The organism is Pseudomonas kilonensis, from assembly GCF_001269885.1.
Classification (GTDB): Bacteria; Pseudomonadota; Gammaproteobacteria; order Pseudomonadales; family Pseudomonadaceae; genus Aquipseudomonas; species Aquipseudomonas kilonensis.
In genome coordinates this window covers 242,797-266,549 of sequence record NZ_LHVH01000035.1, presented here as the reverse complement: position 1 = coordinate 266,549, position 23,753 = coordinate 242,797, and the positions used below count along the sequence as shown (strand labels likewise).

The window sequence follows — 23,753 nt, the reverse complement described above, 5'->3', positions numbered from 1 at the left end:
GCAGTGCTGAACTGCACGAGTTATGTGAGTCGGAGGTTTTTTCGTATGACCACTTCTTTGCAACCTGCTTATGCTCTGGTCCCGGGTGCGAACCTGGAGGCCTATGTGCACACGGTCAACAGCATTCCCTTGCTGACCCCCGAGCAGGAGCGTGAACTGGCCGAGAGTCTCTATTATGAGCAGGATCTTGAGGCGGCTCGGCAGATGGTGCTCGCCCACCTGCGTTTTGTCGTACATATCGCCCGCAGCTATTCCGGCTACGGGCTGGCCCAGGCCGACCTGATCCAGGAAGGCAACGTCGGCCTGATGAAGGCGGTCAAGCGTTTCAACCCGGAAATGGGCGTGCGCCTGGTGTCGTTTGCGGTGCACTGGATCAAGGCGGAAATCCACGAGTTCATCCTGCGCAACTGGCGCATCGTGAAAGTCGCGACCACCAAGGCCCAGCGCAAGCTGTTCTTCAACCTGCGCAGCCAGAAGAAGCGTCTGGCCTGGCTGAACAACGAAGAAGTCCATCGTGTCGCCGAAAGCCTGGGCGTAGAGCCGCGGGAAGTGCGCGAGATGGAAAGCCGCCTGACCGGCCATGACATGGCCTTCGACCCGGCCGCCGAAGCGGACGACGACAGCGCTTTCCAATCGCCGGCCAACTACCTGGAAGACCACCGGTACGACCCGGCGCGTCAACTGGAAGACGCCGACTGGAGCGACAACTCCAACACCAACCTGCACGAAGCCCTGGAAGTGCTGGACGAACGCAGCCGCGACATCCTCTACCAGCGCTGGCTGGCCGAGGAAAAAGCCACGCTGCACGACCTGGCGCAGAAGTACAACGTGTCGGCCGAGCGGATTCGCCAGCTTGAGAAGAGCGCGATGAACAAGCTCAAGGTGTCGATCGCCGCCTGACTGCGATAGCGGCCATAAAAACGCCCCGATCAGTGATGATCGGGGCGTTTTTGTTTGTGCGATGCAATCCCCTGCTGTGATCGTTCCCACGCTCTGCGTGGAAACGCATCCTGTGACGCTCCGCGTCACGCTTTGGGACGCGGAGCGTCCCGTGCTGCATTTCCACGCAGAGCGTGGGAACGATCATGCAGGGAGAGGCTTCAGCGTCCGGCTACTGGGCCCAAGGCGCTCGCCGCGAATTATTGAGTTCCAGCAAATAACTGTCGCCCCCCAACTGGCTCATCTGCTGGCGAATCCAGCCCGCCCGCCGTAGCACATAGGGGCTGGGCCGGCTGGCGCTCCATTTCCGCGGGTTGGGCAGTACCGCCGCCAACAGGCTGGCCTGTTGCCGGGACAAGGCGTCGGCGCTGATACGAAAATGATGCCGTGCTGCGGCTTCGGCCCCGAACACGCCGTCATCCCACTCGACGCTGTTGAGGTACACCTCGAGGATCCGCTGCTTGGGCCAGAGCACTTCGATCAGTGCGGTGAACCAAGCCTCCAGCCCCTTGCGCAGCCAGCTGCGGCCCGACCATAGGAACAGGTTCTTGGACACTTGCTGGCTGAGGGTGCTGGCGCCGCGAATCGAACCGCCACGCCCATTGTGGGCGAACGCGGCCTGGATCGCGCCGATGTCGAAGCCCCAGTGCTCGGGAAATTTCTGATCTTCGCCAGCGATCACTGCGACTTTCAGGCTGTCGGAGATCTGGTCCCAAGGCTGCCAGGTGCGTTGCAGGTCGATGGGTTCGCCGCCGAACCAGGATTCAACCTTGCGCTCGATCATCAGCGCCGTGAACGGCGGCGGCACCACGCGAAACAACAGCACGAGCACAACGCTGCCAACGGCGAACCAGAGCAGGGCTTTAAGGAATCGTCGAAATAATAAACGCAGCATAGAGATGGCTTGGCCGAACCCGTCGAGCGGGCCATTATACAGACCCTGTCCCCCGAGTCTGACTGGAGTTCTCATGCTGCGTAGCTTTCTGATGCTGGCTGCTTTTTTCGGCTTCACGGGCGTGGCACTGGGGGCGTTTGCCGCCCATGGCCTGAAAGGCCGCCTGAGCGCCGACTACCTGGCGATTTTCCACACCGGCGTCACCTACCAACTGGTGCACACCCTGGCGTTGCTGGGTGTTGCGCTGCTGGCCACGCACATTCCCGGTCGCATCGTCACCTGGGCCGGGGTTTCATTTGTGGTTGGCATCCTGTTGTTCTCCGGCAGCCTGTACCTGCTGACCCTCACGGGCATCAGCAAGCTGGGCATCATCACACCGTTGGGCGGCGTGGCGTTCCTGATCGGTTGGGTGTGCCTGGGGCTTGCCGCCTGGCGGCTGGGCTGACCGGGCGGTCCATTTCATGACGAATGGCTTGGGTCACCCAGACTGATCGGGCTAGAATGCCAGCCCCTAAAAATGATGGCGGCATCCGGCATGCGCATTCAGTTGAACGGCGACCCCCTTGAATTGCCCGACGGTGAAACCGTTGCGGCCCTGCTGACCCGTCTGGAACTCACCGGACGCCGCGTCGCGGTGGAGCTCAATCTGGATATCGTCCCGCGCAGCCAGCACGCCGAAACCACGTTGAACGATGGCGACAGCATCGAAGTGGTCCACGCCATCGGCGGCGGCTAGTCGCCTCGGTTTCGCAGCATTTCGCAAGAACCTCACCCCAACAGAGGATTTCCCATGAGCATCGTTCGTAGCGACAAGCCCTTCGTCCTGGCCGGTCGTACCTACCAGTCGCGTTTGCTGGTAGGCACCGGCAAATATCGCGACATGGAAGAAACCCGTCTGGCCATCGAGGCCTCGGGCGCCGAAATCGTGACCGTCGCCGTGCGCCGGACCAACATCGGCCAGAACCCGGGCGAACCGAACCTGCTGGATATCCTGCCGCCGGACCGCTACACCATCCTGCCGAACACCGCCGGTTGCTTCGACGCTATCGAGGCCGTGCGCACCTGCCGCCTGGCCCGTGAGCTGCTCGACGGCCACAACCTGGTGAAGCTGGAAGTGCTGGCGGACCAGAAAACCCTGTTCCCCAACGTGATCGAAACCCTCAAGGCCGCTGAAACCCTGGTCAAGGAAGGCTTCGACGTGATGGTCTACACCAGCGATGATCCGATCATCGCCCGTCAATTGGCGGAAATCGGCTGCATCGCGGTCATGCCGCTGGCCGGCCTGATCGGCACAGGCCTGGGAATCTGCAACCCGTACAACCTGCAGATCATCCTGGAAGAAGCCAAGATCCCGGTGTTGGTGGATGCCGGTGTCGGTACCGCTTCCGACGCCACTATCGCCATGGAACTGGGTTGCGAAGCGGTGCTGATGAACTCGGCCATCGCCCACGCCCAGCAGCCGATCCTGATGGCCGAAGCCATGAAGCACGCCATCGTCGCCGGTCGCCTGGCGTACCTGGCTGGCCGCATGCCGAAAAAACTTTACGCCAGCGCCTCCTCGCCGCTGGATGGTCTGATCAAGTAAGAGCCATTGATGACTGAATCGAACGACACGCCGGTCCTGCCGGAAGAAGGCGAAGAGCGCCAGCACCGCCGCATCAAGAGTTTCGTGATGCGCGCCGGGCGCATGACTGAAGGCCAGCAGCGCGGCCTGGAGCAGGGCGCGCCGCTGTTTGTCCTGCCACTTGCCGATGCCCCGGTGGATTTTGACCAGGTCTTCGGCCGCTCGGCCCCGCGCTCGCTGGAAATCGGCTTCGGCATGGGCCACTCGTTGCTGGAAATGGCCGCCGCTTCGCCGGAACAGGATTTCATTGGTGTGGAAGTCCACCGTCCCGGCGTCGGTGCGCTGCTCAACGGCGTGCTGACCCAAGGGCTGACCAACCTGCGGGTCTACGATTGCGACGCCATCGAAGTGCTCAACCGCTGCGTGGCCGACAACAGCCTCGACCGGCTGATGCTGTTCTTCCCGGACCCTTGGCACAAAAGCCGCCACCACAAGCGCCGTATCGTCCAGGCGTCGTTCGCTGAACTGGTGCGCAGCAAGTTGAAGGTCGGCGGTGTGCTGCACATGGCCACCGACTGGGAACCCTACGCCGAATACATGCTGGAAGTGATGAACGTCGCCCCGGGCTATCGCAACCTGGCCGAAGACGGCAAGTGCGTACCGCGCCCGGCTGAACGGCCGATCACCAAGTTCGAGCGCCGTGGCGAACGCCTTGGGCATGGGGTTTGGGATTTGAAGTTCGAGAAGCTGGCTTAAACACCAGAAATCCCTGCTGAAAGGGGATCCCCTGTGGGAGCGAGCTTCTGTGGGAGCAAGGCTCTGTGGGAGCAAAGCTTGCTCGCGACAGCAACACCTCGGTATCACTTGAACCCGAGTTGCCTGCATCGCGAGCAAGCTTTGCTCCCACAGAAGCTCGCTCCCACCGTTGTTTTAGGTGACCGGGTCAGCGTCGATCTGCGACTACACCTATCAACACCAGCACCACCAACAACACCGGCGCCAGGCTGTAGTTGTTGAACTGGCTCAAGCCCCTGACGATCCACGGCGTGGCGTAAATCAGTGCCGCACCGCTGCCGATCATGCACAGCAGGGCGATCAGCGGGACGCGCAAGGCGCCGGCGATGCTGCCCAGGCGTTGTTCGACCCAGCCCTTGATATCGGCACCAAACAGCACCAGCAGGCAGCCTACCAATGCCAGGGAGATTTCCGACAGGTTGCTGCGGCTCCAGCGGGACACGGTGGCCAGCAGGTCGAGTACCAGATCCATTCGATTTCCTTGTGTTGATCAGCTCAGAAATGTCTGCAGCAAGTCGTTGAGAAACAGCTGTCCGCGCTCGGTGGCCGCCAGACGTGTCGGTTCGACCTGCAACAACCCGCTTTGTTCGGCCTCGCGCCGGCCTTCGGCCAGGCTTTGCAAGGACAGCCCGGTGCGCTCCGGGTACAGCCGCGCTTCCACGCCTGCGGTCAGGCGCAGGGCGTTCATCAGGAACTCGAACGGCAGCTCTTCATTGGCCAGGGTTTTCTCGCCAGCCTGGAAGCTTTTGGCCGGGTTGAGGTAGTCCTTGGGCAGGCGGGTCTTCCAGGTGCGCACGATGCGCCCGTCCGGATGGCTGAGCTTGCCGTGGGCGCCGGCACCGATGCCGATGAAGTCGCCGAAGCTCCAGTAATTGAGGTTATGCCGCGCCGCCCGACCGGGTTGAGCGTAGGCCGAAACCTCGTATTGGGCGTAGCCGTGTTCGGCCAGCAAGGCTTGCCCGGCTTCCTGAATGTCCCACAGCGTGTCGTCTTCGGGCAATGTCGGCGGCTGGTTCCAGAACACCGTGTTCGGCTCCAGCGTCAGCTGGTACCAGGACAAATGGGTCGGCTTCAAGGCGATGGCCTGGCGCAGGTCGCTCAAAGCGTCTTCCAGGGACTGGTCGGGCAGCCCATGCATCAGGTCCAGGTTGAAATTGTCGAAACCGGCCTGACGGGCCATGCCAGCGGCGCGCACCGCCTCGTCGCCGTTGTGGATCCGGCCCAGGGCTTCGAGCTTGGCCTGCTGGAAACTCTGGATACCGATGGACAGGCGATTGATGCCCAAGGCCCGGTAAGCGACGAACTTTTCTTGCTCGAAGGTGCCGGGGTTGGCTTCCAGGGTGATTTCAATGTCCTGGGCGAACGGTATCCGCGCTTCCACGCCCTTGAGCAATCGGCCCAGGGCTTGGGCGCTGAACAGGCTCGGGGTGCCGCCGCCGAAAAAGATCGAACTCAACGGGCGACCATAAACCGCGTGCAAGTCCTGGTCGAGGTCGGCCAGCAAGGCGTCGACGTATTCCTCTTCCGGCAACTGTGGGCTGGCGGTGTGGGAGTTGAAGTCGCAATACGGGCATTTGCGCACGCACCACGGGATGTGGACGTACAACGCCAGGGGCGGCAGCACCGGCAGCGGTGCCCGAGGCGTTTGTACACCGCCATGAATCAGCGGTGCGGGAGCGTCATCGATCATTGCAGGCCCAGGCGTTGACGCAGCAGGGCCATGGCGCGGGCGCGGTGGCTCAGTTGGTTCTTTTCCACCGGCCCCAGCTCGGCGCTGGAGCAATTGCGCTCCGGCACCCAGAACAACGGGTCATAGCCAAAACCGTGCTCGCCGCTGGCTTCGGTGAGAATGCGCCCGTGCCACAGGCCTTCGCAGAGGATCGGCAATGGATCATCGGCATGGCGGACCAGGGCCAGCACACACACGAACTGCGCGCCGCGCTCGGCTTCGGGCACGTCCTTGAGGGCGTCGAGCAGCTTGGCGTTGTTCGCCGCGTCACCTTTGCCGTCAGCGTAACGGGCCGAGTAAATGCCCGGCGCACCGCCGAGGAAGTCCACGGCCAGCCCGGAATCGTCGGCCAGCGCCGGCAGGCCTGAGATGCGCGCGGCATTGCGGGCCTTGAGGATGGCGTTCTCGACAAACGACAGGCCGGTCTCTTCCGGCTCCACCTGGCTGAACTCGCCAATCGAGTGCAACTGCACCGACCCGCCGAGCATGGCTTGCAGTTCCTTGAGTTTGCCGGCGTTGTGGCTGGCCAGTACGAGTTGGGTGAAATTGATCATTGGCCCGGGAACAGTTCCTGGTTGAAGTTGATGGTGTTGATCTTGTCGCCGGTCTGCACCTTGATCTCGAAGGTGCGGGTTTCCTGCTGGGGCACCGGATACTGGGCGATGTAGTAGATCGCGCCTTGCTCGGTCACCTGCTTGAATTGCAGCGGGACGCTCTGGCTGGTGAGGTCTTTCACCGTGCCGCTGACCTGGGCCATCAAGGGCTTGCCATCCTTGAGCACCGAGACGTTGATCACACCTTGTTGCTTGCTGCGAATCAGCTCGGCGCCCTTGGCGATGTCCGGTGTCAGGAAGGTGGAGTTGAAGGTGTTGTAGTGCACGGTGATATCACCGAACACTTCCTTGCGCTCGCCCTTGATCGCGTCGGCGGCCATGGCGCCAACGCTCAGGCAAGCGGTGATGAGAAACAACGCTAGACGGTTCATGTCGTGCTCCTGGTGAGGTCGGGGGCTCACACCGCGACCTGATGATCGGTAAGGCCTGGGCTGCTGACCCGATAGATGCCTATCTCACCTAACAGATTAGGCCATAGCTTGCTGGCCCACCCGTGGCGGTGCTGCTGGTCGACGGCCAGGCGATCGATGACCTTGGCTTCGCGTTCGCGGCACAGCGCTTCGAAATCCTCGAAGGTGCAGAAGTGGATGTTCGGCGTGTTGTACCAGGTGTAGGGCAGGAAATCCGAGACCGGCATGCGGCCCTTGCTCGCCAGGTACCAGCGGCAGCGCCAGTGACCGAAGTTGGGGAAGGTGATGATGCACTGGCGACCGACCCGCAGCATTTCGTCGAGGATCTTGTCCGGGTAGTGCACCGCTTGCAGGGCCTGGGTCATGACCACGACGTCGAAGCTGTTGCTGGCGAAGTTGCCCAGGCCCTTGTCCAGGTCTTGCTCGATGACGTTGATGCCCTTGGCGACGCACTCGGCGATGTTGTCCGGGTCGTTTTCCAGGCCGTAGCCGCTGACTTGCTTGTTGTCCCGCAGCCAGGTCAGCAGTTCGCCGTTGCCGCAGCCCAGGTCGAGCACGCGGCTGCCGGCGGGGATCCATTCCTGGATGATGTCCAGATCGGCTCTCATGGCGTCCTCACAGCGTTATACGGTTCATGTAGTTGCCGAACGCCTGCAGGTAACGCGGGATCGGGATCAAAAAGGCGTCGTGGCCCTGGGGCGCGTCGATTTCCAGGTAGCAGACGTCCTTGCGCGCGGCCATCAGCGCGTCCACCAGCTCTCGCGAGCGCGCCGGGGAGAAGCGCCAGTCGGTGGTGAACGACATCACGCAGAACTTGGCGGTGGCGTTGGCGAAGGTTTTCGCCAGGTTATCGTCGAAGTTCGCTGCCGGATCGAAGTAGTCCAGTGCCTTGGTCATCAACAGGTACGTGTTGGCGTCAAAGCGCCCGGAGAACTCTTCACCCTGATAACGCAGGTAGCTCTCGACCTGGAACTCGACGCTGTGGAAGTCGTAGTTGAGCTTTTCGCTCTTGAGGCCACGGCCGAATTTCTCGCCCATGGAGTCGTCGGACAGGTAGGTGATGTGCCCGACCATCCGCGCCAGCATCAGCCCGCGCTTGGGGATCACGCCGTGCTCCTGGAACGAGCCGCCGTGGAATTCCGGGTCGGTGAGGATCGCCTGGCGCGCCACTTCGTTGAAGGCGATGTTCTGCGCCGACAGCTTGGGGGCCGAGGCGATTGCCAGGCAGTGGCGCACGCGGTCCGGGTAGGTGATGGTCCATTGCAGGGCCTGCATGCCCCCCAGGCTGCCACCGATCACGGCGGCCCACTGGCCGACCCCGAGGCGATCGGCCAGGCGTGCCTGGCTGTGAACCCAGTCTTCCACGGTCAGCACCGGGAAATCGGCGCCGAAAGGTTTGCCGGTGTCCGGGTTGAGGCTGCTGGGGCCGGTGGAGCCGTTGCAGCCGCCCAGGTTGTTCAGGCTGACCACGAAGAACTTGCTGGTGTCGATGGGCTTGCCCGGGCCGATGCAGCTATCCCACCAACCGGGCTTGCGGTCGTCGACGCTGTGGTAGCCGGCGGCGTGGTGATGCCCCGACAAGGCGTGGCAAATCAGCACGGCATTGCTCGCCGTGGCATTGAGGGTGCCGTAGGTTTCGTAGATCAGGTCATAGGCTGGCAACGAACGGCCGCAGGCCAGGGCCAGGGGCTCGCTGAAATGCGCCGTTTGCGGCGTCACCAGACCAACGGAATCGGGGGGAAAGGCAGCTGGCATCGACCCTGCTCGCGTTGAAATGAGGCGTAAGTCTAAAGACCGCTGGGGTAGGCGGCAAGCAAAGGGCGGCGCTGATTCTTCGGTGGACGTAAACCCTGTGGGAGCAAGGCTTGCCCGCGATGGGGACGATGCGGTCTTTTGGGGACCGAGGTGCCTGTTTCGCGAGCAAGCTTTGCTCCCACAGAGAGAGGTGCTGACTGATCAGACCGGTATCGGGTCAGATCAGCAACCGCAGGATTTCCGGCATCATGGTCATCGCCGCCAGGTTATTGATCACCAGCATGTCGATCAGCTTGAGCACCATGAACGCCAGGATCGGCGAAATATCCAGGCCGCCAAGGTTCGGCAGGATGCGGCGGAACGGCGCCAGGGCCGGCTCGCAGATCTGGTTCACCAGCTCGGCGCCCGGGTTATGGCTGCCCGGCGCAACCCACGACAGGATCACGCTGATGATCATGGCGAAGAAGAAAATCTTCAGGAACAGCGCGGTCACGCCAATGAGCGACCAGATCAGCAGTTGCAGCGGGTTGCCGGTGGTGCCGTAGGTCAGCAGCAGGGTCAGGGCCATCAGCGCCAGTTGCACGAGGATCGCCAGGACCAGCGATGACATGTCCAGGCCGAACAGGCTCGGGATGATCCGGCGCAGGGGCTTGAGCAGCGGCTGGGTGGCCTTGACGATGAACTGGCACAGTGGGTTGTAGAAGTTGGCGCGCACCAGTTGCAGCACGAAGCGCAGCAGCACGATCAGCAGGTACAGGCTGCCGAGGGTTTGCAGCACGTAGACCGCTGCAGTGTTCAATCCAATCATGAATAACTCCTTATTGGCCCAGTTGTTCGGCCATTTCGGCCGAGCGGTGCGCGGCGGCGCCGAGTGCTTTTTCCACCAGGGCTTCGAAGCCCCCGGCCTGGAACGATTTGATGGCCGCTTCAGTGGTGCCGGCCGGCGAGGTGACGCGACGACGCAGCTCGGCCGCATCGACGTCGCTGGACACCGCCATGTGCGCGGCACCGAGGGCGGTCTGCAAGGTCAGCCTGGCGGCGGTTTCCCGGGGCAGGCCGAGTTTCTCGCCGGCGGCGGTCATGGCTTCGATCAGCAGGAAGAAGTACGCCGGGCCCGAGCCGGAGACGGCGGTAACGGCGTCCAGTTGCTGTTCGGTGTCCAGCCACAGTGCCAGGCCGACAGCCGACAGCAGTTCCTCGGCCTGCTGGCGTTGTGCGGCGGACACTTGGGAAATGGCGAACAGGCCGCTGACGCCCTGGCGCAGCAGTGCCGGGGTATTGGGCATGCAGCGTACGATCGGCTGCTCGCCGAGCCAGTTGTTCATGCTGGCGCACGTGATGCCGGCGGCAATCGACACCACCAGTTGATGAGGCTTGAGGCTTGGGCGCAGGGCTTCGCAGACGGTTTTCATCGCCTGCGGCTTGACCGCCAGCACGATGACGTCCGCGCCGTCGATGGCCTGGGCGTTGTCGGCGAAGGTTTCGATGCCGTGTTCGCTGCTCACCCGGGTGCGGGTCTCTTCACCCGGATCGCTGGCGCGGATCAAAGAAGCGTCCAGACCCTTGGCCCGCAGGCCGCCGATCAGGCTGGCGGCCATGTTGCCGGCGCCGATGAAGGCAATACGCGTGTTGCTCATGACAGGTCCTTATAAAAAGATGAGTCGGCCATGTTTCAGGATTGACCGTAGTCGCGGGCGCCAAACAGGGCCGTACCGATGCGCACCCAGGTGGCGCCCTGGGCAATGGCCGACTCAAGGTCGTGGCTCATGCCCATGGAAAGGGTGTCCAACGGTAGCGCCAGGCTGGCTTGCAAGCGTTGGACCGCGGCAAAGGCAGCATCCTGGGCGGCGCGGTCTTCGGTGGGTTCGGGAATCGCCATCAACCCGCGCAGTTTCAGGCGGGGCAGGGCGCTGATGGCGCTGGCCAGGGCGGGCAGGTCCGCCGGGGTGCAGCCGGATTTGCTGGCTTCACCGCTGACGTTGATCTGAATGCAGATGTTCAGCGGTGGCAAGTCGGCCGGACGCTGCTCGGACAGACGCTGTGCAATTTTCAAGCGATCCACGGAATGCACCCAGTCGAAATGTTCGGCGATAGCGCGCGTCTTGTTCGATTGAATGGGGCCGATGAAGTGCCAGATCAAGGGCAGGTCGGTCAGTTCGAGCTGTTTGCCCAAGGCTTCTTGCAGGTAGTTCTCGCCGAAGTCCCGCAGGCCGGCGGCATAGGCTTCGCGCAAGGCCTGGACGGGTTTGGTCTTGCTCACGGCCAGCAGTTTGACACTGTGTTCGGCACGCTGGGCGGCCTGCTCCGCAGCACGGATGCGCGAACTAACCTGAGCGATGTTGTCTGCTATCGTGGACATAAAGAAGCGCCAGCGGTGAGGTTCGCGGCATTCTACTGGAATTGAGGAGCGCTATGGATATCACTGAGTTACTGGCGTTCAGCGCCAAGCAGGGCGCGTCGGACCTGCACCTGTCCGCCGGGCTGCCACCGATGATCCGTGTCGATGGCGATGTCAGGCGCATCAACCTGCCTGCGCTGGACCACAAGCAGGTTCATGAACTGATCTACGACATCATGAACGACCGGCAACGAGTAGATTACGAAAAGTTTCTGGAGACCGATTTTTCCTTCGACGTGCCGGGCGTCGCACGGTTCCGGGTCAACGCCTTCAACCAGAATCGCGGTGCGGGGGCGGTGTTTCGGACCATTCCGTCGAAAGTCCTGACCATGGAAGACCTGGGGATGGGCGAGGTGTTTCGCAAAGTGACCGAATCGCCGCGCGGGCTGGTGTTGGTGACCGGGCCGACCGGTTCAGGCAAGTCCACCACCCTGGCGGCCATGATCGATTACTTGAACAGCCACAAGCACCATCACATCCTCACCATCGAAGACCCTATCGAATTCGTTCACGAACCGCGCAAATGCCTGATCAACCAGCGTGAGGTGCACCGCGACACCCAGGGTTTCTCCACGGCCCTGCGTTCGGCCCTGCGGGAAGACCCGGACGTGATCCTGGTGGGCGAGATGCGCGACCTGGAAACCATCCGCCTGGCGCTGACCGCCGCGGAAACCGGGCACCTGGTGTTCGGCACCCTGCACACCACGTCGGCGGCCAAGACCATTGACCGGGTGGTGGACGTGTTCCCCGGTGACGAGAAGTCCATGGTTCGCTCGATGTTGTCGGAATCGTTGCAGGCGGTCATTTCCCAGACCCTGGTCAAGAAAATCGGCGGCGGCCGGATCGCGGCGCATGAAATCATGCTGGGCACCTCGGCTATTCGGAACCTGATCCGCGAAGACAAGGTGGCGCAGATGTACTCGGCGATCCAGACCGGCGGTTCGCTGGGGATGCAGACGCTGGACATGTGCCTGAAGGACTTGGTGAGCAAGGGGCTGATCAGCCGCGAACATGCGCGGGAGCGGGCGCGTACGCCGGATAACTTCTAGAGGGGGCGGGGAGGTTGGTGCAAGCCTTGTGGCGAGGGGATTTATCCCCGCTGGGCTGCGAAGCAGCCCCAAAATGGCTAGCTCGAAATAGAGGTGTGGGCCTCTGCATTGTTGGGGGGGGGGCGCTTCGCGCCCCAGCGGGGATAAATCCCCTCGCCACAGAGGCCGGTGATCAGCGCTGAACCACCCGCATCGCCCCCGGCTCTTTCGGCAGCACGCGCTTGGCGACCACGTAGTGACTGTTCCAGTACGGTTTGTTCAGGGTGTCGATGCTCACCGACTTGCCACGGCGCGGGGCGTGGATGAAGCGGTCGTTGCCCAGGTAGATGGCCACGTGGTTGACCCGGCGGCTCTTGAGCTTGAAGAAGATCAGGTCACCGGGCTTGAGGTCCTTGCGCTCGACTTTCTCGCCATGACCGGCGGCCATGGCGTTGGAGGTGCGCGGCAGATCGAAGGTGGCGTCGTTGAAGGCGTATTTCACCAACCCGCTGCAATCGAACCCTTTACTTGGGCTACTGCCGCCCCAACGATAAGGTGTGCCAAGTACATTCACGGCGCGACTCAACACATTGCTGCTCGCTTTGGTCGCCATCGGCGGGACCAGCTTGCTGTTGGCTGTGCTCACGTGCTGGACGTTTGGCTTGTTCTTGCTCAAGGAAGCAGAAACATGGGATTTCGAGGTATAGCCGTTGACGTTGGGAAGACGTTGCTCACGATTGGTGGCGTGGGCAGCCAGTGGCAATAATAGGCAGATGGTTAGCCATGTCTTGAAAAATGGACGCATTAGGCAAGGCTCTTAAAGGTTGGCGCGCAACTTTATAACAGCTTTTTTTGCGTTTCCGAGGCCGTTTGTCGATTCGAAACGCAGCGCGAAACCCAGCAAAATGCGACAACTTGACCTGATTGTCCGACAGAACCCCTATGCTACGGGGCTTTCGTCGGTTCGTGGCGCCCAGGACCGCTTGTCGGGCAGACACGAAAAAGTCACACAAAGTCAGAAAAAATTTATCTATCGAGGCAAAAGAGGCCATTCATGAACAGCTATCAGCAGGATGCAATCCGCGATACCCACAGCAAGGTCATTGGGTATCTGCTGTGGATTTTCGGGTTCACCGGTGCCCATCGTTTCTATTACGGCAAGCCGGTCACGGGCACGATCTGGTTCTTCACCTTCGGCCTGCTGGGCATTGGCTGGTTGATCGACTTGTTCCTGATTCCGGCCATGGATCGTGAAGCGGACCTGCGTTTCACTCCGGGGCCTATCGAATACAGCGTGGCGTGGATTCTGCTGACGTTTCTCGGGGTGCTGGGCGTACACCGCATGTACCAGGGCAAATGGCTCAGCGGGATCCTTTACCTGCTGACCGGTGGGGTGTTTTTCCTGGGGGTGTTGTATGACTTCTGGACGCTGAACGATCAGGTGTCGATTCGTAATGCGCAGAAGCGTGGGGCTTTTTAGTAAGACCGGCAGATCGAGTCGCCTGCATTCGCGAGCAAGCCCGCTCCCACAAGGATCTTTGGTGAACACATTATTTGTGAACATCCAAATCCAATGTGGGAGCGGGCTTGCTCGCGAAGCAGGCGACGCGGTTTTTCAGGCCTGGTGGGTAATCCGCCCATCCATCAGGGTGTAACGCACCACACCCGGCAGGCTATGGCCGAGGAACGGGCAGTTGTCACCCTTGGAGCGCCAGGCTTCACCGGCCACGGTGGAGGCGGCAGGGTCGAACAGCACCAGGTCCGCCGCGGCGCCAACCGCGAGTTTCCCCGCCGGCAGTTGCAGCGCCTGGGCCGGGCCGGCGCTCAGGCGTGCCAGCAGGGTTGGCAGGTCCAGCAAGCCGTCTTCCACCAGCGTCAGGGCCAGCGGCAGCAGCAGTTCGACGCTGCTGATGCCCGGCTCGGTGGCGCCGAACGGTGCCAGCTTGGCATCGCGCTCATGGGGTTGGTGATGGCTGGAAATGGCCGAGATCACCCCGGACTTCAGCGCCGCGCGCAGGCCATCGCGGTCGGCGCGGGTGCGCAGTGGCGGCTGGACGTGGTAGACGCTGTTGAAATCGATCAGCGCTTCGTCGGTCAGGATCAACTGGTACAGCGCCACATCGGCGGTCACCGGTAAGCCGCGGGCCTGGGCCTGGGCGATCAGTGCCGCACCGCGAGCACTGGTCAACTGGCTGAAGTGGGCGCGCACGCCGCTTTGCTCGACCAACAGCAGGTCCCGGGCCAGGGCCACGGTCTCGGCGGTTTCCGGGATGCCCGGCAGGCCGAGGAAACTGGCGGTCGGGCCTTCGTGGGCCAGGCCGCCTTCGGCCAGGTCGTGGTCCTGGGAGTTGAAGATCACCGTCAGGCCGAAGGTCGCCGCGTATTCCAGGGCACGGCACAGGGTGCGGGTGTTGCGGAAACTGTTCAGGCCGTTGCCGAACGCCACGCAACCGGCGTCACGCAGGGCGATGAGCTCGGCCAGTTGCTCGCCGTCCAGGCCCTTGCTCAGTGCGCCAATCGGGAAGACCTTGGTATTGCCGGCCTCGCGGGCGCGGTCGAGGATCAGTTCGGCTACGGCCGAGGTGTCCAGCACCGGTTTGGTCTGCGGTGGGCAGCACAGGCTGGTCACGCCACCGGCAGCGGCGGCCCGGGTTTCGCTGACGATGCTGCCTTTGCGGCTGTAGCCTGGTTCGCGCAGGGCGACGTTCAGGTCCACCAGGCCGGGAGCGGCCACCAGGCCTTGGGCGTCGAGGGTCTCGACCGCGACGAAACCCGCTGGCGCCGCGCCAAGGGCGACGATCTTGCAGGCATCGATATGGATATCAGTCACTTGATCCAGGCCACTGGCTGGATCGATCACGCGTGCGCCGAGAATGCTGAGCTTCACTGGGCGTTCTCCTGGTCGAATTGGCGCTGGGCCGTTTGCCCGCTCATGGCCATGGACAGCACGGCCATGCGGATGGCGATGCCGTAGGTCACCTGGTTGAGAATCACCGAGTGCGGCCCGTCGGCCACCGCCGACTCGATCTCCACGCCGCGGTTGATCGGCCCCGGGTGCATGACGATGGCGTCCGGCTTGGCCCCGGCCAGGCGTGCGGTGGTCAGGCCGAACAGGCGGTAGAACTCGCCTTCGCTGGGCAGCAGGCCGCCGGTCATGCGCTCGCGTTGCAGGCGCAGCATGATCACCACGTCCACATCCTTGAGGCCTTCGGTCATGTCGGTGTAGACCTTCACGCCGTATTGCTCGACGCCGATGGGCAGCAGGGTTTTCGGTGCGATCACGCGAATGTCCGGGCAGCCGAGGGTCTTGAGGGCCAGCATGTTGGAGCGGGCCACCCGCGAGTGCAGGATGTCGCCGACGATGGCTACCGACAGGTTTTCGAAGCTGCCCTTGTGCCGACGGATGGTCAGCATGTCCAGCATGCCCTGGGTCGGGTGAGCGTGACGGCCGTCGCCGCCGTTGATGATCGCCACTTGCGGGCAGACGTGTTCGGCAATGAAGTGCGCCGCGCCGGAGTCGCCGTGGCGCACGACGAACATGTCGGCGGCCATGGCTTCGAGGTTGCGCAGGGTGTCGAGCAGGGTTTCACCCTTGCTCGCCGAGGACGTGGACACGTTGAGGGTGATCACGTCCGCCGACAGCCGCTGGGCCGCCAGTTCGAAGGTGGTGCGGGTGCGGGTGGAGTTTTCGAAGAACACGTTGCACACGGTCTTGCCGCGCAGCAACGGGACTTTCTTCACCGCCCGGGCACCGACTTCGAGGAACGAGTCGGCAGTGTCGAGGATTTCCGTCAGCAGCTCGCGGCGCAGGCCGTCGAGGGACAGGAAGTGCCGCAGCTGGCCCTGATCGTTGAGCTGCAGCGGGCGCTTGGTTTCGAGAGGCGTCATCGCGATGGACTCTTACAAGGGCAGTTAAAGGGCAAGGTCTTGCAGTTCGAGTTGCAGCGGCGACGGGCCGGAGAGCTTGACCCGCTCGTGGGCAGCCAGCGTCAGCGTCGCACCGACCACGTTCGGCCGGATCGGCAGCTCGGCGGCGTCCAGGTCCAGCAGGCACACCAGCGTCACGCTGGCCGGGCGGCCGTAGTCGAACAGTTCGTTCATGGCGGCGCGGATGGTCCGGCCACTCATCAGCACGTCGTCGATCAGCACCAGGTGCTGGCCTTCGATCTCGAATGGCAGGGCCGAGGGGCGCACTTGCGGGTGCAGGCCGTTCTGGCTGAAGTCGTCGCGGTAGAAGGACACGTCCAGGGTGCCCAGTGGCGATTGGCTGCCCAGTGCTTCGAGCAAGGCCTGGGCGACCCAGACGCCACCGGTGCGAATACCGATGTAGCGCGGCTCGCTGATGCCGCGGTGTTCCAGGTGTGCCTTGAGACGAATCGCCATCTGGCTGATCAGTTCGGCAGGATTGGGCAGGCTCATGCTGGCTCCTTCAGGTTCCCGGGCCGGTGGTGAATGGCGCGGTCTATCGCTAAGAGAAAGCGCCTTGGCGGCGCTTTCAAAAAATCAGGTTTCGAACAGGGCAGCGTTGGCGTCGAGCCAGCCTTGCAGCAGCAGGGCAGCCGCGATGGCGTCCACCGGGTTGTCGCGGTAACTGCCTTTCTGCCCGCCGCGCACCAGGCGCTCGCCCTTGGCTTCGAAAGTGGTCAGGCGCTCGTCATGGGTATAGAAGGGCAGGTTGTAGCGGCCATTGAGCCGGCGGGCGAACTTTTCGGCGCGCAGGCACATGTCACTGGGCGTGCCGTCCATGTTCAGCGGCAGGCCGACCACCACGGCATCGGGTTTCCATTCCTTGATCAGCGCTTCGACCTGGTTCCAGTCCGGAACGCCATTCTGCGCCTTCAAGGTGCACAACTCGCGGGCCTGGCCGGTAATGACCTGGCCGACCGCTACGCCGATCTGTTTGGTGCCGTAATCGAAGCCCAGCAGCAAGCGCAGGGCCATCAGGCGTGTCCTGCCTGGCTGGTGAGCAGGCTGAGGTTGACCCCCAACCGGCTGGCCGCCGCTTCCAGGCGCAGTTCGCTGCTGGTGTTGAACAGGATGTCGGCGTCGAAGGGGCAGGTCAGCCAGGCGTTGTCGGCCAGTTCGGCTTCCAATTGCCCGGGTTCCCAACCGGCATAGCCGAGGGCGATCAGGCTCTTTTGCGGGCCGACGCCGTCGGCGATGGCGAACAGCACGTCCTGGGAGGTGGACAGCGACACCCCGTCCAGATCCACGGTGGCCTGGTATTTGGGGCCCGACGGATGGAGCACGAAACCGCGGTCGGTCTGCACCGGGCCGCCGATGAAAATCGGCACGTGCTGGCACAAGAGTGGCGGTTCCACGTCGGGGCGCAACTGCTCCAGGATGTCCGCCAGGTTCAATTCCTGCGGGCGATTGATTACCAGCCCCATGGCCCCATTGGCCGTGTGCTCGACGATGTAGGTCAAGGTATGGGCAAAGTTCGGATCGGCCATGTGCGGCATGGCAATCAGGAAGTGATGCTTGAGGTAGGTGGGGCTGACGTTTTTCATAGGCGCTAGTGTGGCGGCGCAGGGCCGAACTGACAAGCCAGGAAATACCTGAGACTGTCACCAATCCCCTGTGGGAGCGAGCTTTGTGGGAGCAAAGCTTGCTCGCGATCCAGGCGCTGCGGTCCTCAAGAGACCGCGGCGTTTTCATCGCGGGCAAGCCTTGCTCCCACACAGCCCGCTCCCACAAGTCCCTGCCATCATCGATGCGGCTCAGTTACTGGAAAGCCGATCACCCCGGGCGAACTTCCAGGTGCGGATGATTTCCAGCCGGTCGATGTCCGACAGGTCCCCGGTAAACGGCGCGAACGGTGCGGCCAGGCGCACGATCCGTTGGGCGGCCTGGTCCAAAAGCGGCTGGCCGGAGGATTCGAGCACCAGCACTTCATACAGCGAGCCGTCGCGGTTGATCGAGACCATTAGCCGCAGGTTGCCGTAGATCTGTTTGCGCCGCGCTTCGTCGGGGTAGTTGAGGTTGCCGATGCGCTCGACCTTCTTGCGCCATTCGTCCTTGTACCAGGCGCCCTTGTCACGCATGGTCGAGGCGGCGCTCAGGCGGTGGATACGCGGGCGCTTGGCATAGAGCTGTTGCTCCTGGGCCAGTTCGGCTTCCAGGCTGGCGATGTCGCTGGACAACTGCGAGCTGTCGAAGGTGGGTTCGGGGGCCCTGGGCTTGGGATCAGGCTTGACCTCTTCCTTGACCGGGGCCTTTTTCGGCTTCGGCGCCACGGTGGTCACGGCTGCCTTGGGCGCCGTCTCCTGCACCTCGGGCTTGGCGGCTGGCGGCGGGGTGACTTTTTGTACCTTGGTATCCTGGAACGGCGCGATCTCGGTGGTCTTGGGGATCGCCTTTTTTTCCAGGGTGCCGCTGCCTTGCTGGTTTTCCTGGGCGAGGAAGTCGGCCTTCTGGGGCTTGGTCTCGCTCTTGAAGGTGGCCAGGGTGATTTCCAGGGTCTGGCTGATCTGCTTGGGCTCGACCGTGGCAAAACCGACGCCCAGCAGCAGGGCCAAGTGGATCAGCGCCGCCAGGAACAGGGTAAAACCGAGGCGATCAGCCGGGCGCACGCCACGATGGGCGAGCTCTTGGGGCAGATCGGACGGGAGTGTCATGGCAAGGAAACCAACATCGCGTTTTTTTCAGGCCGGGCATGATAACGCAATGTGGGTTTCCTTCAGCAGATCTGGATCAACGAGCCTTGAGCTTCTGATCGATGGCATCCATCAGCATGCCGCCGATGTCGGTGCCAAAGGCATTGTCGATCTCGCGGATGCAGGTCGGGCTGGTGACGTTGATTTCCGTCAGGTGCTCGCCGATCACGTCCAGGCCCACGAACAGCAGGCCTTTTTCGCGCAGGGTCGGGCCGACCTGGGCGGCGATCCAGCGATCCTTGTCGGTCAACGGACGCGCCTCGCCACGCCCGCCAGCCGCCAGGTTGCCGCGGGTTTCGCCGGCTGCCGGGATGCGCGCCAGGCAATAGTCCACCGGTTCGCCGTCGATCATCAGGATGCGTTTGTCGCCATCGACGATGGCCGGCAGGTAACCCTGGATCATGATCTGCTGCTTGCCGTGCAAGGTCAGGGTTTCCAGGATCACCGAGAGGTTCGGGTGGCCGGCGGTGTGCCGGAAGATCGAGGAGCCGCCCATGCCGTCCAGGGGCTTGAGGATCACGTCGCCGTGATGGTCGGCAAATTCGCGCAACACGTCCGGGCGACGACTGACGATGGTCGGCGGCGTGCACTGCGGGAACAGCGTGGCGAACAGCTTTTCGTTGCAGTCGCGCAGGCTCTGGGGCTTGTTGACCACCAGCACGCCGGCGTTTTCAGCCTGTTCCAGCAGGTAGGTGGAGTACACAAACTCCATGTCGAACGGCGGATCCTTGCGCATCAGGATCACGTCCAGGTCGCTCAGCAGCGCGTCGCTCTCGGTGCCCAGCTCAAACCACTTCTCGGGGTTGGCGAAGACTTTCAGCGGTTTCATCCGCGCCCGAGCCTGGCCTTCGGCCTGGTAGAGGTCGCGCTGCTCCATGTAGAACAGTTCCCAGCCGCGCTTCTGAGCGGCCAGCAGCATGGCCAGCGAGCTATCCTTTTTATAGGAAATGCTGGCGATAGGGTCCATGACAATGCCGACGCGTACGCTCATGGCTTGGTTCCTCGAAATGTGATGGGCACATATTGGTGCGAAAAAGTGGCGTCAGAGTGGCGCCCGGAAGATTGGCGGTCAAGGAAAAACCACCGCGCCGAGCGGCCGATAGATCGGCGATGGAGACTGTGCTAAAAAGGCTGCCATGTGACGTGCGGGCCTTGAACATCAAGGGTTTGCGCTGTCGATCACACTTACGCGTTAAAAACCGGTTCGCAGTGGCAATGGCAGAGCATCTCACGCAGCAGCAACCCAGCGCCTTGAAGGTCATGGTCATCGACGACTCGAAGACCATCCGCCGCACCGCCGAAACCTTGCTGCGCAACGTGGGCTGCGAGGTGATCACGGCCGTCGATGGCTTCGATGCCCTGGCCAAGATCGCCGACCATCATCCGGGCATCATTTTTGTCGACATCATGATGCCGCGCCTGGATGGCTACCAGACCTGTGCCCTGATCAAGAACAACAGTGCGTTCAAGGCCACGCCGGTGATCATGCTGTCGTCCCGCGACGGGTTGTTCGACAAGGCCAAGGGACGCATCGTCGGTTCCGATCAGTTTTTGACCAAGCCGTTCAGCAAGGAAGAACTGCTGGGCGCGATACAGGCCCATGTTCCGGGCTTTGCCGCTGTCCAGCCGCACCAGGCACATTAATGACACTTGGCCAACGGGCCTGGGGTCAACAAGAAAATGGGGAACACCATGGCACGAGTTCTGATCGTCGATGATTCGCCGACTGAAATGTACAAACTGACCGGCATGCTGGAAAAGCACGGCCACGAGGTCCTGAAGGCCGAGAATGGCGCCGATGGCGTGGCCCTGGCCCGCCAGGAAAAACCCGATGCGGTGCTGATGGACATCGTCATGCCCGGCCTCAACGGTTTCCAGGCCACGCGCCAGCTGACCAAGGACCCGGACACCGGCCACATCCCCGTGATCATCATCACCACCAAGGACCAGGACACCGACAAGGTCTGGGGCACGCGCCAAGGGGCGAAGGACTACCTGACCAAGCCGGTGGACGAAGAAACCCTGATCGCGACCCTGAACAAAGTACTGGCGGGCTGACGGCGCGGCCATGAGCCAATCCCTGACCGCATTCGAACTGCTGCTGCAGATCGACCGGCGCTGCCGGTTGCTGGGGGCGGACCTGCCCTCCCAGCCAACCCATCGCGCCGGTTGGAGCGGCATCGGCTTTCGCCTGGGCGAGCACTGGTACGTGGCGCCGATGGGCGAAGTCAGCGAAGTGCTGCACGAACCACGTCACACGCATTTGCCCGGGGTCAAGCCGTGGGTGCGTGGCGTAGCTAACCTGCGCGGGCGTTTGTTGCCGTTGATGGACTTGTGCGGGTTCTTCGGCCATGAGCTGTCGAGCGTGCGCAAGCAGCGGCGCGTGCTGGTGGTGGACCACGACGAGGTGTTCGCCGGGTTGCTGGTGGACGAGGTCCTTGGGCTGCAGCATTTCTCCCAGGACAGCCTGGAACCGACGCTGGTGGACGACCTCGACGGCCCGGAAGCGGCCTTCGTCAAGGGCCGGTTTGGCGGCGAGCGCGAGTGGCAAGTGTTCAGCCCGTTTGCCCTGGCGCGGTCGCCGGGGTTCATGGATGTGGCGATTTAACGAGATGCAGCGCAGGCCCTTTGTGGGAGCAAACCTGTGGGAGCAAAGCTTGCTCGCGATGGCGGCGCCTCGGTTGACGAAAAAACTGTGTCGTTCTCATCGCGGGCAAGCCTTGCTCCCACAGAGCCACACTGATTGAGCAGACTGCACAACACTACAGTTAATGGCAGTAAGTTGGATTGGGCAGTACAGGCGAGAACCGATGATCAAAGCAAAAACAGGCAAGCCACTGGAAGCGTCGCGCAGTCGTTCGCAGATCATCGTGCTGTTCGTCGCGCTGATCGTCTTCATCATGCTGCTGTTCGCCAACTTCGCCTACCTCAACACCCAATCCACCTATGACAAACAGTACATCGGCCATGCCGGTGAGCTGCGGGTGCTGTCCCAGCGCATCGCCAAGAACGCCACCGAGGCCGCCGCCGGCAAGCCCGCGGCGTTCAAGCTGCTGAGCGATGCGCGCAATGACTTCGCTCAGCGCTGGGGCTCCCTGAAACAGGGCGACCCGGTGACCGGCCTGCCCCCTGCGCCGGCCACCCTGCGTCCGCAGATGCGCGCCGTGCAGCTGGATTGGGAGCGCCTGCTCAAGAACACCGATGCCATCCTCTCCAGCGAACAGACCGTGTTGTCGCTGCATCAGGTGGCGGCGACCCTGGCCGAAACCGTGCCGCAGTTGCAGGTCGAGTACGAAAAAGTCGTCGAGATCCTGCTGCAACGCGGCGCGCCGGCCGCCCAGGTGGCCATGGCCCAGCGCCAGTCGCTGCTGGCCGAACGGATTCTCGGCGCGGTGAATACCGTGCTGGCGGGGGACGAAAACGCCAGCCAGGCCGCCGACACCTTCGGTCGCGACGCCGCGCGTTTTGGCCAGGTGCTCAATGGCATGTTGCAAGGTGACCCGGCCCTGAAGATATCCCAGGTCCAGGACCGCGATGCCCGGGCACGCCTGAGCGAAATCAGCGAGCTCTTCGAGTTCGTCTCCGGTTCGGTGGACGAAATCCTCGAGACCTCCCCGGAGCTGTTCAAGGTCCGCGAATCGGCCGGCAACATCTTCAACCTGTCGCAGACCCTGCTTGATGAGGCTTCGCACCTGGCCACGGCCTTCGAAAACCTCGCCGGCGGGCGCTCCATCAATACCATCGGCGGCTATGTGCTGGGTTTGCTGGCGCTGATGTCGATCATCCTGATTGGCCTGGTGATGGTCCGCGAAACCAATCGCCAGTTGCACGAAACCGCACAAAAGAACGAGCGCAACCAGAACGCGATCATGCGGTTGCTGGATGAGATCGAAGACCTGGCCGATGGCGACCTGACCGTCACGGCCTCGGTCACCGAGGACTTCACCGGCACCATCGCCGACTCCATCAATTACTCGGTGGACCAACTGCGCGACCTGGTGGCGACCATCAACCTCACCGCCGGCCAGGTCGCCGCTGCGGTGCAGGAAACCCAGGCCACGGCGATGCACCTGGCCCAGGCCTCCGAGCACCAGGCCCAGCAAATTTCCGAAGCTTCGACTTCAATTAATGAAATGGCCCAGTCCATCGACCAGGTGTCGGCCAATGCCGCCGAGTCGTCGGCGGTGGCCGAGCGGTCGGTGGAGATTGCCAACAAGGGCAACGAGGTGGTGCACAACACCATTCATGGCATGGACAACATTCGCGAGCAGATCCAGGACACCGCCAAGCGCATCAAGCGCCTGGGTGAGTCATCCCAGGAAATTGGCGACATTGTCAGCCTGATCGACGACATCGCCGACCAGACCAACATCCTGGCCCTCAATGCCGCCATCCAGGCGTCCATGGCCGGTGATGCCGGGCGCGGGTTCGCGGTGGTGGCCGATGAAGTGCAGCGCCTGGCCGAGCGCTCTTCGGCGGCGACCCGGCAAATCGAGACCCTGGTGCGGGCGATCCAGGCCGACACCAACGAGGCGGTGATTTCCATGGAGCAGACCACCACCGAAGTGGTGCGCGGTGCGCGACTGGCCCAGGACGCCGGTGTCGCCCTGGAGGAAATCGAAGGCGTGTCCAAGACCCTGGCGGCGCTGATCCAGAGCATTTCCAACGCGGCGCAACAACAGACCACCTCGGCTGGGCAGATTTCCTTGACCATGAACGTGATCCAGCAGATCACCTCGCAGACCTCGTCCGGTTCCACCGCCACCGCCGAGAGCATTGGCAACCTGGCGAAAATGGCCAGCCAGCTGCGTCGTTCGGTGTCGGGGTTCACGTTGCCGACGGCACCTGTGGTGGATGAGGACAAGTCGTGACTGGCCGGATCTGCATATTGAGAAGGGGCGTGTGGCGAGGAAGCTTTTGTGGCGAGGGGATTTATCCCCGCTGGACTGCGAAGCAGTCCCAAAATAGCC

Annotated in this window: 29 protein-coding genes; 11 read left to right on the top strand and 18 right to left on the bottom strand. The window is 62.7% G+C overall.

Annotated elements, in window-relative coordinates:
* Nucleotides 1–45 precede the first annotated feature (45 nt).
* A complete protein-coding gene (gene rpoH / locus AD662_RS26590; protein ID WP_003177476.1) occupies nucleotides 46–900 on the top strand; it encodes an RNA polymerase sigma factor RpoH in 855 nt (284 codons plus the stop codon).
* Nucleotides 901–1,111: 211 nt separating this feature from the next.
* On the opposite strand, the gene mtgA is transcribed toward rpoH, so the two are convergent.
* Nucleotides 1,112–1,834 (bottom strand): monofunctional biosynthetic peptidoglycan transglycosylase, encoded by a 723-nt coding sequence (mtgA, locus tag AD662_RS26585; protein WP_018609489.1) that lies wholly within the window; start codon nucleotides 1,832–1,834, stop codon nucleotides 1,112–1,114.
* 73 nt (nucleotides 1,835–1,907) lie between these two features.
* Between mtgA and AD662_RS26580 the strand changes: the two genes are divergently transcribed.
* From AD662_RS26580 to trmB, 4 genes are all read left to right on the top strand, one after another.
* A complete protein-coding gene (locus AD662_RS26580; protein WP_018609491.1) occupies nucleotides 1,908–2,279 on the top strand; it encodes a DUF423 domain-containing protein in 372 nt (123 codons plus the stop codon).
* A gap of 90 nt (nucleotides 2,280–2,369) precedes the next feature.
* On the top strand, nucleotides 2,370–2,570 hold the full coding sequence (gene thiS / locus AD662_RS26575; protein ID WP_162493984.1) for a sulfur carrier protein ThiS: 201 nt from the start codon (nucleotides 2,370–2,372) through the stop codon (nucleotides 2,568–2,570).
* Nucleotides 2,571–2,624: 54 nt separating this feature from the next.
* Entirely contained in the window at nucleotides 2,625–3,419 is a 795-nt protein-coding gene (locus tag AD662_RS26570; protein WP_003177480.1) for a thiazole synthase, read from the top strand.
* Nucleotides 3,420–3,428: 9 nt separating this feature from the next.
* A complete protein-coding gene (gene trmB / locus AD662_RS26565) occupies nucleotides 3,429–4,154 on the top strand; it encodes a tRNA (guanosine(46)-N7)-methyltransferase TrmB (protein WP_018609495.1) in 726 nt (241 codons plus the stop codon).
* 187 nt (nucleotides 4,155–4,341) lie between these two features.
* Here the strand turns inward: trmB and AD662_RS26560 are convergent, their stop codons facing one another.
* The 9 genes from AD662_RS26560 to AD662_RS26520 all read right to left on the bottom strand — a co-directional run bounded on the left by AD662_RS26560 (nucleotide 4,342) and on the right by AD662_RS26520 (nucleotide 11,060).
* Nucleotides 4,342–4,665, bottom strand: coding sequence for a DUF3392 domain-containing protein (locus tag AD662_RS26560; protein ID WP_014340681.1), 324 nt, complete (start codon nucleotides 4,663–4,665; stop codon nucleotides 4,342–4,344).
* A gap of 18 nt (nucleotides 4,666–4,683) precedes the next feature.
* Nucleotides 4,684–5,883: a radical SAM family heme chaperone HemW gene (gene hemW, locus AD662_RS26555; RefSeq protein ID WP_053182744.1), complete on the bottom strand. Its 1,200-nt coding sequence runs from the start codon at nucleotides 5,881–5,883 to the stop codon at nucleotides 4,684–4,686.
* Complete coding sequence (gene rdgB / locus AD662_RS26550; protein WP_018609500.1) at nucleotides 5,880–6,476, bottom strand: RdgB/HAM1 family non-canonical purine NTP pyrophosphatase; 597 nt, start codon at nucleotides 6,474–6,476, stop codon at nucleotides 5,880–5,882. Before rdgB ends, hemW begins: the two co-directional genes overlap by 4 nt.
* A complete protein-coding gene (locus tag AD662_RS26545) occupies nucleotides 6,473–6,907 on the bottom strand; it encodes a DUF4426 domain-containing protein (RefSeq protein WP_014340678.1) in 435 nt (144 codons plus the stop codon). Before AD662_RS26545 ends, rdgB begins: the two co-directional genes overlap by 4 nt.
* A gap of 26 nt (nucleotides 6,908–6,933) precedes the next feature.
* The gene (metW, locus tag AD662_RS26540; protein ID WP_014340677.1) at nucleotides 6,934–7,554 is read right to left on the bottom strand and encodes a methionine biosynthesis protein MetW; all 621 of its coding nucleotides are present in this window, start codon (nucleotides 7,552–7,554) and stop codon (nucleotides 6,934–6,936) included.
* 7 nt (nucleotides 7,555–7,561) lie between these two features.
* Entirely contained in the window at nucleotides 7,562–8,701 is a 1,140-nt protein-coding gene (gene metX / locus AD662_RS26535; RefSeq protein ID WP_018609504.1) for a homoserine O-succinyltransferase MetX, read from the bottom strand.
* Nucleotides 8,702–8,918: 217 nt separating this feature from the next.
* A complete protein-coding gene (locus AD662_RS26530) occupies nucleotides 8,919–9,509 on the bottom strand; it encodes a YggT family protein (protein WP_014340674.1) in 591 nt (196 codons plus the stop codon).
* A gap of 10 nt (nucleotides 9,510–9,519) precedes the next feature.
* Nucleotides 9,520–10,338, bottom strand: a complete 819-nt coding sequence (gene proC / locus AD662_RS26525) for a pyrroline-5-carboxylate reductase (RefSeq protein ID WP_018609506.1) — start codon at nucleotides 10,336–10,338, stop codon at nucleotides 9,520–9,522.
* A 35-nt stretch (nucleotides 10,339–10,373) separates the two neighbouring features.
* The gene (locus AD662_RS26520; RefSeq protein WP_018609508.1) at nucleotides 10,374–11,060 is read right to left on the bottom strand and encodes a YggS family pyridoxal phosphate-dependent enzyme; all 687 of its coding nucleotides are present in this window, start codon (nucleotides 11,058–11,060) and stop codon (nucleotides 10,374–10,376) included.
* 53 nt (nucleotides 11,061–11,113) lie between these two features.
* Between AD662_RS26520 and AD662_RS26515 the strand changes: the two genes are divergently transcribed.
* A complete protein-coding gene (locus AD662_RS26515) occupies nucleotides 11,114–12,148 on the top strand; it encodes a type IV pilus twitching motility protein PilT (protein WP_014340671.1) in 1,035 nt (344 codons plus the stop codon).
* A gap of 172 nt (nucleotides 12,149–12,320) precedes the next feature.
* Here AD662_RS26515 and AD662_RS26510 read toward each other — a convergent pair whose 3' ends face one another.
* Nucleotides 12,321–12,932 (bottom strand): C40 family peptidase, encoded by a 612-nt coding sequence (locus AD662_RS26510; RefSeq protein ID WP_053190020.1) that lies wholly within the window; start codon nucleotides 12,930–12,932, stop codon nucleotides 12,321–12,323.
* A 249-nt stretch (nucleotides 12,933–13,181) separates the two neighbouring features.
* Between AD662_RS26510 and AD662_RS26505 the strand changes: the two genes are divergently transcribed.
* Complete coding sequence (locus AD662_RS26505) at nucleotides 13,182–13,607, top strand: NINE protein (protein WP_018609512.1); 426 nt, start codon at nucleotides 13,182–13,184, stop codon at nucleotides 13,605–13,607.
* A 135-nt stretch (nucleotides 13,608–13,742) separates the two neighbouring features.
* Here AD662_RS26505 and AD662_RS26500 read toward each other — a convergent pair whose 3' ends face one another.
* The 7 genes from AD662_RS26500 to gshB all read right to left on the bottom strand — a co-directional run bounded on the left by AD662_RS26500 (nucleotide 13,743) and on the right by gshB (nucleotide 19,774).
* Entirely contained in the window at nucleotides 13,743–15,014 is a 1,272-nt protein-coding gene (locus AD662_RS26500) for a dihydroorotase (RefSeq protein ID WP_053190019.1), read from the bottom strand.
* The gene (locus AD662_RS26495) at nucleotides 15,011–16,015 is read right to left on the bottom strand and encodes an aspartate carbamoyltransferase catalytic subunit (protein WP_003177495.1); all 1,005 of its coding nucleotides are present in this window, start codon (nucleotides 16,013–16,015) and stop codon (nucleotides 15,011–15,013) included. Before AD662_RS26495 ends, AD662_RS26500 begins: the two co-directional genes overlap by 4 nt.
* 24 nt (nucleotides 16,016–16,039) lie before the next feature.
* Nucleotides 16,040–16,546, bottom strand: a complete 507-nt coding sequence (pyrR, locus tag AD662_RS26490; RefSeq protein WP_014340669.1) for a bifunctional pyr operon transcriptional regulator/uracil phosphoribosyltransferase PyrR — start codon at nucleotides 16,544–16,546, stop codon at nucleotides 16,040–16,042.
* Between the two features lie 84 nt (nucleotides 16,547–16,630).
* Complete coding sequence (ruvX, locus tag AD662_RS26485) at nucleotides 16,631–17,068, bottom strand: Holliday junction resolvase RuvX (protein WP_003177497.1); 438 nt, start codon at nucleotides 17,066–17,068, stop codon at nucleotides 16,631–16,633.
* Nucleotides 17,068–17,637 (bottom strand): YqgE/AlgH family protein, encoded by a 570-nt coding sequence (locus AD662_RS26480; protein ID WP_024618832.1) that lies wholly within the window; start codon nucleotides 17,635–17,637, stop codon nucleotides 17,068–17,070. The genes ruvX and AD662_RS26480 overlap by 1 nt, the downstream gene beginning before the upstream one ends.
* 210 nt (nucleotides 17,638–17,847) lie before the next feature.
* The gene (locus tag AD662_RS26475) at nucleotides 17,848–18,744 is read right to left on the bottom strand and encodes an energy transducer TonB (RefSeq protein WP_053182729.1); all 897 of its coding nucleotides are present in this window, start codon (nucleotides 18,742–18,744) and stop codon (nucleotides 17,848–17,850) included.
* A gap of 76 nt (nucleotides 18,745–18,820) precedes the next feature.
* The gene (gene gshB, locus AD662_RS26470) at nucleotides 18,821–19,774 is read right to left on the bottom strand and encodes a glutathione synthase (protein WP_003206468.1); all 954 of its coding nucleotides are present in this window, start codon (nucleotides 19,772–19,774) and stop codon (nucleotides 18,821–18,823) included.
* 224 nt (nucleotides 19,775–19,998) lie between these two features.
* On the opposite strand from gshB, the gene AD662_RS26465 reads away from it, so the two are divergent.
* From AD662_RS26465 to AD662_RS26450, 4 genes are all read left to right on the top strand, one after another.
* Entirely contained in the window at nucleotides 19,999–20,427 is a 429-nt protein-coding gene (locus tag AD662_RS26465) for a response regulator (RefSeq protein WP_003206467.1), read from the top strand.
* Between the two features lie 48 nt (nucleotides 20,428–20,475).
* On the top strand, nucleotides 20,476–20,841 hold the full coding sequence (gene pilH / locus AD662_RS26460) for a twitching motility response regulator PilH (protein WP_018609535.1): 366 nt from the start codon (nucleotides 20,476–20,478) through the stop codon (nucleotides 20,839–20,841).
* Between the two features lie 10 nt (nucleotides 20,842–20,851).
* On the top strand, nucleotides 20,852–21,391 hold the full coding sequence (locus AD662_RS26455) for a chemotaxis protein CheW (RefSeq protein ID WP_024618834.1): 540 nt from the start codon (nucleotides 20,852–20,854) through the stop codon (nucleotides 21,389–21,391).
* Between the two features lie 202 nt (nucleotides 21,392–21,593).
* Entirely contained in the window at nucleotides 21,594–23,654 is a 2,061-nt protein-coding gene (locus tag AD662_RS26450) for a methyl-accepting chemotaxis protein (RefSeq protein ID WP_024618835.1), read from the top strand.
* The last annotated feature ends 99 nt before the right edge of the window (nucleotides 23,655–23,753 follow it).

Bases quoted from the DNA above. Each gene is read 5' to 3' on its own strand.
- rpoH (WP_003177476.1), top strand. From the start codon at position 46: ATGACCACTTCTTTGCAACCTGCTTATGCTCTGGTCCCGGGTGCGAAC.
- mtgA (WP_018609489.1), bottom strand. From the start codon at position 1,834: ATGCTGCGTTTATTATTTCGACGATTCCTTAAAGCCCTGCTCTGGTTC.
- AD662_RS26580 (WP_018609491.1), top strand. From the start codon at position 1,908: ATGCTGCGTAGCTTTCTGATGCTGGCTGCTTTTTTCGGCTTCACGGGC.
- thiS (WP_162493984.1), top strand. From the start codon at position 2,370: ATGCGCATTCAGTTGAACGGCGACCCCCTTGAATTGCCCGACGGTGAA.
- AD662_RS26570 (WP_003177480.1), top strand. From the start codon at position 2,625: ATGAGCATCGTTCGTAGCGACAAGCCCTTCGTCCTGGCCGGTCGTACC.
- trmB (WP_018609495.1), top strand. From the start codon at position 3,429: ATGACTGAATCGAACGACACGCCGGTCCTGCCGGAAGAAGGCGAAGAG.
- AD662_RS26560 (WP_014340681.1), bottom strand. From the start codon at position 4,665: ATGGATCTGGTACTCGACCTGCTGGCCACCGTGTCCCGCTGGAGCCGC.
- hemW (WP_053182744.1), bottom strand. From the start codon at position 5,883: ATGATCGATGACGCTCCCGCACCGCTGATTCATGGCGGTGTACAAACG.
- rdgB (WP_018609500.1), bottom strand. From the start codon at position 6,476: ATGATCAATTTCACCCAACTCGTACTGGCCAGCCACAACGCCGGCAAA.
- AD662_RS26545 (WP_014340678.1), bottom strand. From the start codon at position 6,907: ATGAACCGTCTAGCGTTGTTTCTCATCACCGCTTGCCTGAGCGTTGGC.
- metW (WP_014340677.1), bottom strand. From the start codon at position 7,554: ATGAGAGCCGATCTGGACATCATCCAGGAATGGATCCCCGCCGGCAGC.
- metX (WP_018609504.1), bottom strand. From the start codon at position 8,701: ATGCCAGCTGCCTTTCCCCCCGATTCCGTTGGTCTGGTGACGCCGCAA.
- AD662_RS26530 (WP_014340674.1), bottom strand. From the start codon at position 9,509: ATGATTGGATTGAACACTGCAGCGGTCTACGTGCTGCAAACCCTCGGC.
- proC (WP_018609506.1), bottom strand. From the start codon at position 10,338: ATGAGCAACACGCGTATTGCCTTCATCGGCGCCGGCAACATGGCCGCC.
- AD662_RS26520 (WP_018609508.1), bottom strand. From the start codon at position 11,060: ATGTCCACGATAGCAGACAACATCGCTCAGGTTAGTTCGCGCATCCGT.
- AD662_RS26515 (WP_014340671.1), top strand. From the start codon at position 11,114: ATGGATATCACTGAGTTACTGGCGTTCAGCGCCAAGCAGGGCGCGTCG.
- AD662_RS26510 (WP_053190020.1), bottom strand. From the start codon at position 12,932: ATGCGTCCATTTTTCAAGACATGGCTAACCATCTGCCTATTATTGCCA.
- AD662_RS26505 (WP_018609512.1), top strand. From the start codon at position 13,182: ATGAACAGCTATCAGCAGGATGCAATCCGCGATACCCACAGCAAGGTC.
- AD662_RS26495 (WP_003177495.1), bottom strand. From the start codon at position 16,015: ATGACGCCTCTCGAAACCAAGCGCCCGCTGCAGCTCAACGATCAGGGC.
- pyrR (WP_014340669.1), bottom strand. From the start codon at position 16,546: ATGAGCCTGCCCAATCCTGCCGAACTGATCAGCCAGATGGCGATTCGT.
- ruvX (WP_003177497.1), bottom strand. From the start codon at position 17,068: ATGGCCCTGCGCTTGCTGCTGGGCTTCGATTACGGCACCAAACAGATC.
- AD662_RS26480 (WP_024618832.1), bottom strand. From the start codon at position 17,637: ATGAAAAACGTCAGCCCCACCTACCTCAAGCATCACTTCCTGATTGCC.
- AD662_RS26475 (WP_053182729.1), bottom strand. From the start codon at position 18,744: ATGACACTCCCGTCCGATCTGCCCCAAGAGCTCGCCCATCGTGGCGTG.
- gshB (WP_003206468.1), bottom strand. From the start codon at position 19,774: ATGAGCGTACGCGTCGGCATTGTCATGGACCCTATCGCCAGCATTTCC.
- AD662_RS26465 (WP_003206467.1), top strand. From the start codon at position 19,999: ATGGCAGAGCATCTCACGCAGCAGCAACCCAGCGCCTTGAAGGTCATG.
- pilH (WP_018609535.1), top strand. From the start codon at position 20,476: ATGGCACGAGTTCTGATCGTCGATGATTCGCCGACTGAAATGTACAAA.
- AD662_RS26455 (WP_024618834.1), top strand. From the start codon at position 20,852: ATGAGCCAATCCCTGACCGCATTCGAACTGCTGCTGCAGATCGACCGG.
- AD662_RS26450 (WP_024618835.1), top strand. From the start codon at position 21,594: ATGATCAAAGCAAAAACAGGCAAGCCACTGGAAGCGTCGCGCAGTCGT.